Source organism: Mesorhizobium sp. M0340, assembly GCF_040321535.1.
Classification (GTDB): domain Bacteria; phylum Pseudomonadota; class Alphaproteobacteria; order Rhizobiales; family Rhizobiaceae; genus Mesorhizobium.
This window is the reverse complement of record NZ_JAMYRR010000001.1, coordinates 395155-409444: the sequence shown is the minus strand read 5'-3', so window position 1 is coordinate 409444 and position 14290 is coordinate 395155. Positions and strand designations below refer to the sequence as shown.

Annotated in this window: 12 protein-coding genes; 2 read left to right on the top strand and 10 right to left on the bottom strand. The window is 62.4% G+C overall.

Annotation, left to right across the window (positions count from 1 at the left end; genetic code table 11):
• Positions 1-50: 50 nt before the first annotated feature.
• Positions 51-461 (bottom strand): winged helix-turn-helix transcriptional regulator, encoded by a 411-nt coding sequence (locus NKI79_RS02060; RefSeq protein WP_352466906.1) that lies wholly within the window; start codon positions 459-461, stop codon positions 51-53.
• A 135-nt stretch (positions 462-596) separates the two neighbouring features.
• Here NKI79_RS02060 and NKI79_RS02055 point away from each other — a divergent pair, with 135 nt between their 5' ends.
• Positions 597-1487, top strand: coding sequence for an SDR family oxidoreductase (locus NKI79_RS02055; protein ID WP_352509621.1), 891 nt, complete (start codon positions 597-599; stop codon positions 1485-1487).
• A gap of 43 nt (positions 1488-1530) precedes the next feature.
• On the opposite strand, the gene NKI79_RS02050 is transcribed toward NKI79_RS02055, so the two are convergent.
• From NKI79_RS02050 to NKI79_RS02040, 3 genes are all read right to left on the bottom strand, one after another.
• Complete coding sequence (locus NKI79_RS02050) at positions 1531-3450, bottom strand: potassium transporter Kup (RefSeq protein ID WP_352799593.1); 1920 nt, start codon at positions 3448-3450, stop codon at positions 1531-1533.
• Positions 3451-3608: 158 nt separating this feature from the next.
• Positions 3609-5522 (bottom strand): potassium transporter Kup, encoded by a 1914-nt coding sequence (locus tag NKI79_RS02045; RefSeq protein WP_352505658.1) that lies wholly within the window; start codon positions 5520-5522, stop codon positions 3609-3611.
• 96 nt (positions 5523-5618) lie between these two features.
• On the bottom strand, positions 5619-6359 hold the full coding sequence (locus NKI79_RS02040; RefSeq protein ID WP_254818915.1) for a pyridoxine 5'-phosphate synthase: 741 nt from the start codon (positions 6357-6359) through the stop codon (positions 5619-5621).
• A 115-nt stretch (positions 6360-6474) separates the two neighbouring features.
• Here NKI79_RS02040 and NKI79_RS02035 point away from each other — a divergent pair, with 115 nt between their 5' ends.
• Complete coding sequence (locus tag NKI79_RS02035) at positions 6475-6879, top strand: SpoIIAA family protein (protein ID WP_352644607.1); 405 nt, start codon at positions 6475-6477, stop codon at positions 6877-6879.
• A 6-nt stretch (positions 6880-6885) separates the two neighbouring features.
• Here the strand turns inward: NKI79_RS02035 and NKI79_RS02030 are convergent, their stop codons facing one another.
• The 6 genes from NKI79_RS02030 to NKI79_RS02005 all read right to left on the bottom strand — a co-directional run bounded on the left by NKI79_RS02030 (position 6886) and on the right by NKI79_RS02005 (position 14224).
• A complete protein-coding gene (locus tag NKI79_RS02030) occupies positions 6886-8013 on the bottom strand; it encodes an ATP-dependent DNA helicase (RefSeq protein WP_023720791.1) in 1128 nt (375 codons plus the stop codon).
• 141 nt (positions 8014-8154) lie between these two features.
• Entirely contained in the window at positions 8155-8487 is a 333-nt protein-coding gene (locus tag NKI79_RS02025; RefSeq protein ID WP_352799732.1) for a nitrile hydratase accessory protein, read from the bottom strand.
• Positions 8488-8506: 19 nt separating this feature from the next.
• Complete coding sequence (gene nthB / locus NKI79_RS02020; RefSeq protein WP_352799591.1) at positions 8507-9166, bottom strand: nitrile hydratase subunit beta; 660 nt, start codon at positions 9164-9166, stop codon at positions 8507-8509.
• The gene (gene nthA / locus NKI79_RS02015) at positions 9163-9768 is read right to left on the bottom strand and encodes a nitrile hydratase subunit alpha (RefSeq protein WP_352799589.1); all 606 of its coding nucleotides are present in this window, start codon (positions 9766-9768) and stop codon (positions 9163-9165) included. The genes nthB and nthA overlap by 4 nt, the downstream gene beginning before the upstream one ends.
• Before the next feature lie 56 nt (positions 9769-9824).
• Complete coding sequence (locus NKI79_RS02010; RefSeq protein WP_352799587.1) at positions 9825-12983, bottom strand: efflux RND transporter permease subunit; 3159 nt, start codon at positions 12981-12983, stop codon at positions 9825-9827.
• Positions 12980-14224 carry an efflux RND transporter periplasmic adaptor subunit gene (locus NKI79_RS02005; RefSeq protein WP_352644613.1) on the bottom strand — a complete coding sequence of 415 codons (1245 nt, stop codon included), beginning with the start codon at positions 14222-14224 and terminating at the stop codon, positions 12980-12982. Before NKI79_RS02005 ends, NKI79_RS02010 begins: the two co-directional genes overlap by 4 nt.
• Between the last annotated feature and the right edge of the window lie 66 nt (positions 14225-14290).

Sequence of the window (14290 nt, the reverse complement as noted above, 5' to 3'; positions counted from 1 at the left end):
CAATCCTTCAGCGCTGTCGCTAAATCAAGGCGCCGTCTCGGCCTGGAGGCTCAGCCTTCGGCAGCATCGAAAACCTTCCGCGCCTCGCGTACAGCGCCGTGATTGAGCTCGGCCCATTGGATCAGCTGATGCAAGGGTCCAAACATCGAGCGCCCGAGATCGGTGAGGCTATATTCGACGCTGGGCGGCTTGGTCGGGAAGACCTGGCGATGTACATACCCGTCGCGCTGCAGATCGTGCAACGTCTGGGTGAGCATGCGCTGTGAAATATCGGGCACGAGGCGCCGCAACTCGCCGAAGCGGTACGGCTTCTCGGCCAAGGCCTCCATCAGCAGCGAACTCCATTTATTGCTGATCCCCTGGATCACGTCGCGAACCGGGCAATCCGCAAGGTTTCCGCCCCCGCTGCCTGCTTTGTATATCTCGAGCTTCGATCTCAGATTGACGATCTTGCCGTCCATGGCTGGTTCCCTGAGTGTGCCTACCTCCCGCAAAACTGCCTTCTTTACGAGGATGGGTCAATTCCTATTTTAGTGCTGGTCTCTTTTTGAGACTAACATATGCACCCGCCGCTCCGCGCAACGTCAGGACCTTTCATGACCGACACCCTTCTTGTCACCGGCGCCTCCGGCCAGCTTGGCCGCGGCGTCATCAATCATCTGCTTGACACGCTCAAGATCTCCCCTCAGCGCATCATCGCCGCCACCCGCAATCCGGAAAATCTGGCCGATCTGGCAGCGCGCGGCGTCACTATTAGGGCGGCCGACTTCGACGACACCGCATCGTTGGCCAGTGCATTTACCGGCGCCGACAGAGTTCTGATCATTTCGACAAACGAGCTTGCCCTTCCGGGCAAGCGCCTGAAGCAACATGAGACCGCGGTCGCCGCCGCAAAAAGCGCCGGCGTTTCGCATCTGCTCTACACATCGATGCCCAATCCGGAGCCAGGATCGCCGGTGCTGTTTGCGCCCGATCACCACGGCACCGAGCAGGCGATCAAGGCGAGCGGCATTCCCTACACCATCTTCCGCAACGGCTGGTACCAGGAGAACCTGTTCATGGCGCTGCCGCACGCCATCGCCTCGGGGCAGTGGTACACATCCGCCGGAGACGGCCGTATTGCCCATGGCGCGCGCGACGATATGGCCGCGGCGATCGCCGCCGGTCTCGCATCGGGGGCAACCGAAAGCACGACATACACGCTGACGGGTCCGCAGGCCTATACGGTCGCTGAAATCGCGGCCCTCGTCACCGAAGTTACCGGCAAGCCAATCGAGGTCGTCCAGCTTTCGGACGAAGCGCTGACCGGGGGATTGAAGGCAGCCGGCGTCCCCGAAGGTTTCGCCCCGGTCATCGTTTCCTTCGACACCAATACCCGCTCCGGCCGCATCAGCATGGTGACGGACGCGATCGAGACGCTGTCTGGCAGGAGACCGCGGCCGCTGAAGCAATTTCTTGAAGCAAACAAGGCGGCTCTGGTGAGCTGAGCCTGACAAATGGTCGTGCCCTTCGAAGGGCACGACCATTTGTTCAGATAGCCACCTGCGTCCCGATCTCGACCACGCGTCCGGTCGGTATCTGGAAATATTCCGTTGCATCGGCCGCCGAGCGCGCCAGCCCGATGAACAGCTTGTCCTGCCAGACCGGCATGCCGGAATTGGGCGAGGCCTTGAGCGAGCGCCGCGACAGGAAGAAGGAGGTCGTCATGATGTCGAACTTCCAGCCCTGCTTGCGGCAGATCGCCAGCGCACGCGGGATGTTGGGCTGCTCCATGTAGCCGAAGGTCAGCGTCACCCGCATGAACAGCTCGTTGACCGTTTCCATCTTGACGCGCTCGCTGTCGGGCACGACCGGCTGCGGCGCCGTCACCACCGAAAGGATGACGTTCTGCTCATGCAGCACCTTGTAGTGCTTGAGGCTGTGCATCAGTGCCGTCGGCGCGCTCAGCGGATCGCTGGTCAGGAACACCGCGGTGCCCGACACCAGATGCGGCTTCTTCTTCAGCAGATTGCCGGCGAGGAAATCGAGCGGGATCTCGTTCCGGCGGGTCTTGTCGAACAAATAGCGGCTGCCGCGGATCCAGGTCCACATCGCCAGCACGATGGTGAAGGCCACCGCCAGCGAAGCCCAGCCACCTTCGAACACTTTGACGATGTTCGAGGCAAAGAAGCCAATGTCGATGAACGCGAATACCACTGTCAGGGAGATGGCCAGCCAGAGCTGCCATTTCCAGATGCGGCTCATGATCACGTACAGCAGCACCGTCGTCACCAGCATATTGCCGGTCACCGAAATGCCGTAGGCTGACGCAAGCTTGCTGGATTCGCCAAAGCCGACCACCAGCAGCATCACCACCAGCGCCAGCAGCATGTTGACGCGCGGCATGTAGATCTGGCCGGACTGTCTTTCCGACGTATGGAGGATTTCCAGGCGCGGCAGCATGTTGAGCTGCACCGCTTGCCTGGTCAGCGAGAAAGCGCCGGAGATCACCGCCTGGCTGGCGATGACGGTCGCAGCGGTGGCGAGAACGACCATCGGAATAAGCGTCCAGCCTTCGTTCATCTCGAAGAAGGGATGACCGACCACTCCGTTTTTCGCCAGCACGAATGCGCCCTGCCCGGCATAGTTCAGCAGCAGGCAAGGGAACACGATGGCCAGCCAGGCGAGCACGATGGGCCTACGGCCGAAGTGGCCGAGATCGGCATAAAGCGCCTCGGCGCCGGTGACGGCGAGGAAGATGGCGCCGATCGTCACGAAGGCGACGTCTGGTGAATTGACCAGGAACGCGACGATGTAATGCGGGCTGACTGCCAGCAGGATTTCCGGATCGGCGATGATGTGGTTGAGACCGGAAAGGCCAATGGCCAGGAACCAGACTGCCGTGATCGGGCCGAAGATCAGGGCGACGCCGCCGGTTCCAAACCGCTGTGCCGAAAACAGAATCGCCAGGATGACCAGCGTCAGCGGCACCACATAGGGCTGGAAGGTCGGCGTGACGACGTTCATGCCTTCGACCGCCGACAGCACCGAGATCGCCGGCGTGATGACTGCGTCACCAAAAAAAAGCGAGGCACCGACGATGCCGATGCCGAGGATCACCGCCGAGCGGGTCGGGAAACTGTTGCGCGCCAGCGCCATCAGCGACAGCACACCGCCCTCGCCGCGATTGTCGGCCCTGAGCACGAACATGATATATTTGATGGTGACGATGATCGTCAGTGACCAGATGATCAGCGACAACACGCCGAGGATGTCGCCACGGTTGGCGACTTCGCCCCCCGACGATGCCACCAAGGCCTCGCGGAAAGCATAGATCGGGCTGGTGCCGATATCGCCGTAAACCACGCCGAGTGCGCCCAGCATCAGCACCTTGGTGCTGTGCTGCTCGACCTCAGAATGGCTCGATTGTTCGACCGGTTCTGCCTCGTTACCAGTACTGGTAAGGGCCATAGACGACACTCCGATAAGCGCGCGGTGCTCTACGCTTGCTGCGCTGCAATATCAAGTGCCGTCACGTAATGGCTCCGTCCCGATATTGCGAGTCCTCCACGACCTGGCAGACCCAGTCCCATCGGCAGACTACCTGGAATGTCGCAACGGAAACGTTTTTAAATAGCCACCTGCGTCCCGATCTCGACGACGCGTCCGGTCGGGATCTGGAAATATTCCGTTGCATCGGCCGCCGAGCGCGCCAGCCCGATGAACAGCTTGTCCTGCCAGACCGGCATGCCGGAATTGGGCGACGCCTTGAGCGAGCGCCGCGACAAGAAGAAGGACGTCGTCATGATGTCGAACTTCCAGCCCTGCTTGCGGCAGATCGCCAGCGCGCGCGGAATGTTGGGCTGCTCCATGTAGCCGAAAGTCAGCGTCACCCGCATGAACAGCTCGTTGACGGTCTCCATCTTGACGCGCTCGCTGTCGGGCACGACAGGCTGCGGCGCCGTCACCACCGAAAGGATGACGTTCTGCTCGTGCAGCACCTTGTAGTGCTTCAGGCTGTGCATCAGTGCCGTCGGCGCGCTCAGCGGATCGCTGGTCAGGAACACCGCGGTCCCCGACACCAGATGCGGCTTCTTCTTCAGCAGATTGCCGGCAAGGAAATCCAGCGGGATCTCGTTCCGCCGGGTCTTGTCGAACAAATAGCGGGTGCCGCGGATCCATGTGGACATGATCAGCCCCATGCCGCAGGCGACCGTGATCGACACCCACCCGCCTTCGAGGATCTTGACGACGTTTGCGAGGAAAAATCCGGTATCGATCGTGCCGAACAGCAGTGTGAGCGCGGCCGCCAGTGCAAGCTGCCATTTCCACCGGAACCGCATCACCACGAACAGCAGGATGGTCGTCATAAGCATTTCGCCAGTCACCGAAATGCCATAGGCGGAAGCTAGCGAACTCGAACTGCCAAAGCCGACCACCAGCAACATCACGCCCAGCGCGACCACCAGATTGACCCGCGGCATGTAGATCTGGCCGGACTGCATCTCGGAAGTATGCTGCACCTCGATACGTGGCAGCAGATTGAGCTGCACCGCCTGACGGGTCAGTGAGAAAGCGCCGGAGATCACCGCCTGACTGGCGATCACCGTCGCTGCCGTGGCCAGCCCAACCATGGGCATTAGCGCCCAATCCGGCAGCATCTGGAAGAATGGATTGGTGGGTTTGCCGCCGTTGGCAAGAACGAACGCGCCTTGTCCGAAATAGTTGAGGAGCAAACAAGGAAACACGACAGCAAACCATGCCAGCACGATCGGCCTGCGCCCGAAATGGCCGAGATCGACATAGAGGGCTTCGGCCCCGGTGACCGCCAGGAACACCGCCCCGACCGTGACGAAAGCGCCGGTGGGCGTATTGGCCAGATAAGCGACCGCGTAATAGGGATTGACTGCCAGCAGGACCGACGGATCGTCAAGCAGATGGTAGACCCCGGCGGCGCCGATGGCCAGGAACCACGCTGCCGTCACCGGCCCGAACACGGCCGCCACCCTGCCGGTGCCGAACCGTTGCACGGCAAAGAGCATTGCCAGAATGACAAGAGTGATCGGAACGACAAAGGTTTCGAGCGTCGGAGCCATCACTTCCAGGCCCTCGACAGCCGAAAGCACGGAGATGGCGGGCGTTATTATCGCGTCGCCGAAAAAAAGCGCCGCGCCGCAAAGTCCGATCCCCAGAATGAACGGGGCTCCCTTTGGATAAGCACTACGCGCAAGCGACATCAGCGACAGCGTGCCGCCCTCGCCCTTGTTGTCGGCTCTGAGGACGAAAGCGACGTATTTTATCGTGACGATGATCGTCAGCGCCCAGACGATAAGCGAAAGCACGCCGAGGACGTCGTTGCGCGCTACCGGTCCCGACGACGCGTGCAGCGCTTCGCGAAACGCGTAAATTGGGCTGGTGCCGATATCGCCGTAAACCACGCCCAACGCGCCCAGCATCAGCACCTTGGTGCTGTGCTGCTCGACGGTGGAGTGGCTGGATTGCTCGATGGGTTCTGCCTCGCTACCAGCGTTGGCAAGGGCCATGGACGACACTCCCATAGACGTTCGGTGCTCTATGCCGCGGGGATGGAAAGGGCGCGCTGCCATGCCGGGGACGCAGGGCTATCGGCTCGCCTCTCTCTACCAGCCACAAGCCTTCAGAAACCGCCTGACCGTTCCAGCCATGCCATACTCCAACGCATCGGCTGTCAACCCATGCCCGATCGACACTTCGGCCAATGCCGGGATGCGCCTGGCCAGTGCCGGCAAATTGCTCACCACAAGGTCGTGCCCGGCATTGACCTGGAGCCCTGCGGCCAGTGCGGCATCCGCCGTCTTTCCCAATTTCTCCAATTCCTTCGCCGCTTTTGCCGAATCGGAATGATAGCTGCCGTACGGACCCGTATAGAGTTCGATCCGGTCGGCGCCGGTGTCGCGAGCGGCTTTCACGCCATCGGGGTCAGGATCGGAAAACAGCGACACGCGAAAGCCTCCCTTCTTCAGGCGCTTGACAACCGGTGTCAGGAACGCAGCCTCGGCGGCGAAGTTCCAGCCATGATCGGAAGTCGCTTGCGCCGGGTCGTCGGGCACCAGCGTCACCTGCTCGGGCTGATGCTTTTCCACAAGCGCCAGGAACTCCGCGGTCGGATAGCCCTCGATGTTGAATTCCGCATTCGGGAACTCGTCGTCGATCAGCGCCCTGATCTCAGGCAGGTCGGAATGCCTGGTGTGCCGCTCGTCGGGTCGCGGGTGCACCGTCAGCCCGTGCGCGCCGGCGGCAAGGGCAATGCGTCCGAGCCCGGTCACGCTTGGCCACGGCAGGTCCCGCCGGTTGCGCAGCATGGCGATGGCGTTGAGGTTGACGGAAAGCTTTGCAGGCATTTGCACGGTTCCAGACTGATCTCGGCGCGCATCTATACCGCCTTTAAGGGGAACAGACAGAGGGTTTCAGGTGTTCCAAGGTGAACTAAGAAAATCGAGCGCAAGGAGTTGCCTGTTGAATTTTCTCGATGCCGTGCCGGCGGTCCGCCGCATCGATACCGATCGCGAAGACCTCCTCGCCATCGATGTCGTCGGCCATGTCGCCGCGGCCGACGCCGAAAACCTGTTCGGATTGCTGGAAGCGGCCTACGCGCTGCACCCGAAAATCGACGTGCTGGTGCGCCTGATCGATCATGAGGGTGTCGACTGGACCGACGTATCGGACGAGACGATCGAACAGGGCATAGCTCATGCAGTGGAGCATATCGGCCGCTGCGCCGCGGTCGGTGAGCCGAACTGGATAGCCGAGGCAAGAGCCTTTCTGCCTGCCTCTTTGCCTATCGAACTTCGGCATTTCGAGGCCAAGGACGAGGCCGCCGCCTGGGAATGGCTTGGCGCCAACCCGATCGCCCAGCGCTGATGCGGCCTATCGAACGATCGTCAGCCGTTCGGCCGCGCGCGTGATAGCGGTGTAGAGCCAACGCTGCCGGGTTTCCTTGAACGCCCAGCTTTCGTCGAAAAGCACGATCTCGTTCCATTGCGACCCCTGTGCCTTGTGCACGGTCAGCGCGTAGCCATAGTCGAAATCGTCGAAACGCTTCTTCTGCTGCCAGGGAATGTCGGCGTCCGGATCTTCGAACGCCGCCTTGAGCAGTTTGATCTTGGCGACGCCGCGATCCGGGTCGTCTTCCTCCGGCGAAACCAGCAGATTGATGCCCGGCTTGACCGTCTCGCGCGACGAGGTCATCACCTTCCAGAGCGAGCCGTTGAGCAGTCCCTTGGCCGGATCGTTGCGCAGGCAGACCAGCTTGTCGCCGGCTTGCGGATAATCGGCGTTGAACCCCTTCAGCTCGCGCAGCCGCTGGTTATAGCGGCGGCGCGTGCGGTTGGTACCGACCAGCACCTGGTCCGCCTTCAGGACCAGTTCCTGGGTGACGTCTTCCTTGCCGATCACTTGTGCCGCGCCATAGTCGCCGCGCATGAACTCGCGGCCCTCGCGCACGTCGAGCGCCAGCCTGATGATAGGGTTGTCGCGCGCCTGGCGGTGGATTTCGGTGAGCAGAATGTCCGGCTCGTGGTCGGTGAAGAAGCCGCCGCCGGAGATCGGCGGCAACTGGCCGGGATCGCCAAGCACCAGGATCGGCGTGCCGAAGCTCATCAGGTCACGGCCAAGCTGCTCGTCGACCATCGAGCATTCGTCGATGACGACGAGCTTGGCCCGCGAGATCGGGCTTTGCCGGTTAAGCGAAAAGGTCGGCGACATCGAGGTTTTGCCGGTCACCTCGTCCGCTACCGATTCCTCGCCTTTCGGCCGGTAGATCAGCGAATGGATGGTACGGGCATTGACCGCGCCCTTGGAACGCAGCACCTGCGCCGCCTTGCCGGTAAACGCGGCGAACTGCACCTGGCCGTCGACATGCTCGGCGAAATAGCGCGCCAGCGTCGTCTTGCCGGTGCCGGCATAGCCGAACAGCCGGAACAGCTGCGGCTTGCCGGCTTTCAGCCAGCCGGCCACTGCCTTCAGCGCCTCGTCCTGTTGAGGAGAGAATTCCATCAGCGCGACAGACCGGATTCGCGAGGGAAAGACAAGGCGAGTGCCATCACCATCAAATTTCACCGCCGGCAACTGCGCCGCTGCGACAGGATTATCAGTGACGAACAGGAACGTAAAGAGAACAAACCAGGCGACCGCAGCTTACCGAACCCGCCGTGGATCATTCTCCAGCAGGATCGGCTTGCCATGCGGCGTTGCGTGCGCGGCGCGTTCCCAGGCAGCGGCAATGGTGTCGACGTCTTTCTTGCCGGCAATGGCTTTGGCCGACAGCAGCTTTTCCAGCGCCGCCAGCCAGTGCTCGTAGTAATCGCGACCGTCGCGCGCGGCGCCCGGCCGCTTCACCTCTGCCGACAAAGCATCCGCCCATTCGCTCCACGAAAACAACCCGTTATCGTGCAGTGCTACCGTCATGGCAAAGGCCTCTGCTTGCCACGGCTCGGCAAACACAGGCGCCTCGACACCGGCTGGCGGCATAGCGGCGATTGAGCTCGTCTCACGCCGGCTCAAGGTAGTTCTCCCAGGCATCGATCGAAACGACAAGTGTCGGGTCGGCGCCCTCGCCCCAGATTTCGCTGCCGGTGAAGGCCACCGTATAGACCCATTGCGGGTTTTCACCCTGGCCGTGCGCGTTTGTGTCGGGAAAAACAAAGCCGCCGCGCACAGCCTCGACGACACCTTGCTTGCCGCGTGCATAGCGCGGGAGCCTGGTGTGGCCCATCGGATGGAAATTCTTCGTACGCACAGTGTCGCCCGCCTTGAACCGCGCCGGCGTAGCGACCGGCCGGTCGCAAGGCCCGCCCTTGGCCAGCACCGCCGGAACATCTTTAGCCTTCAGCACCCGTTTGGGTGTCGCTGCCGGGTCGACTGCGTCGCCCGTGGCCAGGTCGCGGTCGCCGACGAAACCATGGCGTTTGAGCAGAACCTCCAGCGCCTTGATCCATATCTGGTAGTAGCTGGAGGCATAATAATCCGCTGGATGCAGCGATTCCCGCGCGTGCCGGCTCTCGTCGATGTTCCAAGCGCCCATGGCGCCGGCGCACAACGTCACGCCCAGCGCCCGCCTCTCCCAATCGGCATGGAAATAGGGTTCGTCCGGTTCTGGCGCGACCGGCCCGAAACCCATCTGGCCGCCGAGATCCTGCGGCCCGTTCATGCCGACTCCCGCGCCAACGCGGTGCCGATCATCGCATCGCGCGTCACCAGATCGGCGAGCCGTGCCTCATCCCAGCCCTCGGTGCCCCTTGGCTGCATAGGCACCACCAGATAGCGCAGCTCGGCGGTCGAATCCCACACCCGGATTGTTGTCGTCGCCGGCAAGATCAGCCCGAATTCCTCGAGCACGCCGCGCGGATCGATCACTGCGCGCGAACGATAGGGCGGCGCCTTGTACCAGACCGGCGGCAGGCCGAGCACCGACCACGGATAGCAGGAGCATAGCGTGCAGACGACGAGGTTGTGCGTTTCGGCCGTGTTGAAGACCGCCTGCATGTGCTCGCCTTGCCGGCCGGTGTAGCCGAGCGATTCGATTGCCGCCGTCGCATCACGCTTCAGCCATGCGGCAAAGGCGGGATCAACCCAGGCTTTCGCCACCACCTTTGCGCCATTGCGCGGCCCGATCTTGGTCTCGTAGGTGTCGACAATGGCATCAATCGCCGCCGGATCGATCAGGCCTTTGCGGGTGAGAATCGTCTCCAGCGCGCGCACGCGCGCCGCAAAAGGATCAAGCTCGTTGTCATGGTGGTGATTATGCGGCATGGCGTCAAATTACGATCGCGGACCCCCGGCCGCAAGCACCACGGCTTGGGCCAGCGCTATTCGGCTGCCGCCTTTTGCGGCACTGGTTCTTCCTCCTCGTCGAACAGTGACGGCTGGTCGACCGCTTCGACCGGCTTCGGCTCGCCCCGGCGCCGCGCCCACAGCCTGACCAGCCAGCCGGAAAAATGCTCCATGTAGACGTAGATGACGGGCGTGACGAACAGCGTCAGTGCCTGCGAGGCGACCAGACCGCCGACCACCGCCACGCCGAGAGGCTGGCGCAGTTCCGCACTGGCGCCGGTGCCGAGCGCGATCGGGATGGTACCCATCAGCGCGGCAAGCGTGGTCATCATGATCGGCCGGAAGCGCATCAGGCAGGCCTTGTGGATGGATTCGACAGGCGACATCCCCTCGCGCCTAAGCTCGAGCGCCACGTCGATCATCATGATGCCGTTCTTCTTGACGATGCCGATCAGCATCAGGATGCCGATCACCGCGATCACCGACAGGTCCATCCCCGCCAGCCGCAGTGCCACCAGCGCGCCAAGCACCGCCGAGGGAAGCCCGGTCAGGATGGTAAGCGGATGGATGAAGCTCTCATAGAGCATGCCGAGAACGATATAGATGGTGAGGATCGCGCCGCCGATCAGCAGTCCCTGGTTGGAAAGCGAATCCTGGAAGGTCTTCGCCGTGCCCGAGAACGTGGTCGAGATCGTCGGCGGCATGCCGATCTTTTCCTTCAGCGCATTGATGTGGCTCACACTGTCGCCGAGGGCTACGCCCTGCGGCAGATTGTAGGAGATGGTCACAGCCGGAAGCTGGCCGAGTTGGTTGACGGTCAGCGCACCAGCGGTCCGATCGACGCGGGCGAACGCGCCGAGCGGCACCAGGCTGCCGCTCGCCGTTCTCACCTTGATGGCCAGCATCCGCTCGGGCGACCACTCGATCTTCGGGTCGAGTTCCATGATCACGTCGTAGCTGTCGGCCGAGCCGAAGATGGTCGACACCTGCTGGGTGCCGAAACCGCCATAAAGGCTGGAACGCAGCGTGTCGGTATCGACGCCGAGCGTCGCCGCCTTGTCGCGGTCGATCACCAGCGTCGCCTGAAGCGCATTGTTCTGCAGGTCATTGGTGACGTCGGTGAAGGCGGCATGGTCGGCAGCCATCGCGTCCGTCAGCTTCTGCGCCCAGACGTTCGTCAGGCGGGTATCGAGGTCCTGCACGGCAAGCTGGTAGGCACTCGCCGAAGAACGCGCGCCGAGCCGCAGGTTCTGCACCGGCTGCATGTAGGTTTCGATGCCGGGCACGTTGGCAAGTTGGCGCCGCAGGTCCGAAAGCACCTTGTCGATGTTCGGCCGCTGGTCCTTGTCTTTCAGCTGCACAAACAGCTGGCCCTGGTTGAGCGCATTGCTTCCACTGCCCGCCGACCAGCCGACATGCGCGACGTAGGGCGAATGGGTGAAGACATCCGCCACTTGCCCCTGCAGCTTCACCATGGCGTCAAACGAAATATCCTGGCGCGCAATGGTCGTCACCGAGACCTGGCCGATATCCTCCTGCGGGAAAAAGCCCTTCGGCGAGATCTGGATCAGCCATACCGACAGCCCGGCGGTCACGAGGAAGACAAGGAAGACAAGGAAATTGTGGCGCAGGCAGAATGTCAGCAGCCTGTCATAGCCCCGCATGAAGACGTTTTGTCGGTGGTCCCCGCCATGCGCTGCTTTCTGCTCGGCGTTCGATAATGACAACAGCCGCGAGCACAGCATCGGCGTCAGCGTCAGCGAGACGAACATCGACGCCAGGATGGCGACCGTCACCACTACCGCGAATTCGTTGAAGATGCGCCCGATCACGCCGCCCATCAAAAGCACTGGAATGAACACGGCGACCAGCGAGATCGAGATCGAGATGATGGTGAAGCCGATCTCGCGCGCCCCCTTGAGCGACGCCTCGAGGGCCGAGAGCCCGTCCTCCTCCATATGGCGGAAAATATTTTCCAGCATGACGATGGCATCGTCGACGACAAGGCCGACCGCCAGCGTCAGCCCCATCAATGAGACGTTGTCGATGGAAAAGCCGAACAGGTACATCACACCCAGCGTGGCAATGAGCGAAATTGGCACCGCCACGGCGGGGATGACCGTCGCCGTCACCCGGCGCAGGAACAGGAAGATCACCATCACTACCAGCGCGATGGTGAGCAGCAGCGTGAACTGCACGTCATCCACCGCCTCGCGGATCGACGTCGAGCGGTCGTTGAGCAACTGGATGCTCGCCGCCGCCGGCATCTGACCCTCGAAGGAAGGCAGCATCGCCTTGACGCGGTCGACGACATCGACGGTATTGGCGTCCGGCTGACGCTGCACCGCCATGATGATGGCGCGGGTGCCGTCGTACCAGCTTGCCGTCGTCGTGGTCTCGACCGAATCGATGACGCGGGTCACCTCGCCGAGCCGCACCGGATGGCCGTTCTTTGTTGCGATGATGATGTTGGAGAATCCCGCCGCGTTGGTCAGCTGCGTGTTCGCGGTGATCGTCAGCTGCTGTTTGTTGTTCTTGAGCACGCCGAGCGGCGTGTTGCTGTTGGCCGAGGCAATGGCCGCCTGCAGCTGGTCGATCGAGATGCCGCGAGCGGCGAGCGCCGTCGGATCGATCTGGACGCGTACGGCATATTTTTGCTGGCCGTAAATCGAAACCTGCGCAACGCCATCGATCGTCGACAGCGATGGCGAAATCACATTCTCGGCAAAGGCATCGAGATCGGTCAGCGGAATGGTGTCGCTGACCAGCGACATCAGCAGGATCGGCGCGTCGGCTGGATTGACCTTGCGATAGCTCGGCGGGCTGGTCATCTCCGGCGGCAATTGTCGCTGCGTGCGTGCGATCGCCGCCTGCACGTCGGCGGCGGCGTCGTCTATGTCGCGGTTGAGCACGAACTGAATGGCGATCGAGGTCGAGCCGAGCGAGTTGGTCGTCGAAATCGAATCGATGCCGGCGATGGTGGCAAACTGCTTGATCAGCGGCGTTGCCACCGAGGTCGCCATAGTTTCCGGCGAGGCCCCGGGCAGCGAGGCCGAGACGTTGACCACCGGAAATTCCGCGCTTGGCAGTGCCGCTACCGGCAGGAATTTGTAAGCAAATAGCCCGCCCAGAACCAGAGCGAACGACATGAGCAGCGTTGCGACCGGCCTGCGGATGCAGAATTCGGAAATCATGGCTGTGTTCCGCCCGTCCGGTCAGCCTCGGCGACCTTCGGAGCCGCCTGGTCGCCGGTGCCGGTCGAAGCCTTGCCTTCGCGCACCGCCGCACCGTTCTTCAGCTTGGTCTGGCCTTCGACGACGACACGCTCGCCGCTTTTCAATCCTTGGCTGATCGCAGTGTTGGCGCCTTCTGTCAGCGCGACCTGCACCGGCCGCATTTCAACGGTGTTGTCCGGCTTGATCACATAGACGAACGGCCCCTTCTGGCTAGGCTGGACGGCAACCGTCGGAACCGACGTCATTTGCGGCATAATGCCGGCATCGAGCACGACGTTGACATATTGGCCCGGCCACAGCGAAAGATCGGCGTTGGGCACGCTGGCCCGCGTTGCGATCGTGCCGGACGCCGTGTCCACGCTGGAATCGACGAAATCCAGCGTTCCCTTGCCGATCGGCTTCGGGTCGCCATCCTTGGTCAGCGTCACCGCGCCTTGCTGCGGCGCCGCCAGCGCTTTGTGCAGTAACCCAAGATCGCTTTCGGGGAGATTGAATTTCACCTGCAACGGGTCGACCTGCGTGATCGTCACCAGCGGGGTCGACGTGCTGCTGCTGTTGCTGGTGGTGACGAGATCACCGACGGCGACGCTGACCGCGCCAAGCCTGCCGGAGATCGGCGCCCTGATCGTGGCGAAGCCAAGCTGGATTTGGTCGGCATCGATCGTTGCCTTGTCGGCGTCGACGGTGGCCGCTGCGGATTTCTGCGCCGCGACAGCCTGATCGTAGGTCTGCTGTGTGCCGGCCTGCCTGGCGACAAGATTTTTGGCCCGCTGAAGATCGGCCGTGGCGCTGGCAAGCAGCGCCTGATCCTTTGCGAGCGTCGCCTGATCGCGTGCCAATTGCGCCTTCAACGAGCGATCGTCCAGCGAGAACAGAAGGTCGCCTGCCTTCACCATCTGTCCGTCCTTGACCGCGATTGCGACGATCTGGCTCGAGACCCGTGCGTTGATGCTGACCACGGCAGGAGAGGACACGAAGCCGATGGCATAGCGCCGGACCGGAAAATCGGCCGTCGAGGCGGTGGCGGCAACCACCGAAGTCGAACGCGCGGCACTTGCCGCTGCAGCGGGTTTGTCCGCCGCCGTCTGCTTCGCCGACAGCAGATGCTGAAGATCGCTCATTGCGCTGGGCGAAAGATAGAGCCACGCCGCGGCAACGCAGGCTGCAGCGATCACCGCAAATACGATCTTTCCGCGCATCGACAAAAGGCCTCTCGATCCGACACGCCGCTATCCGGTGGCCGTAGTCTAGCTCAACTCGCAGCC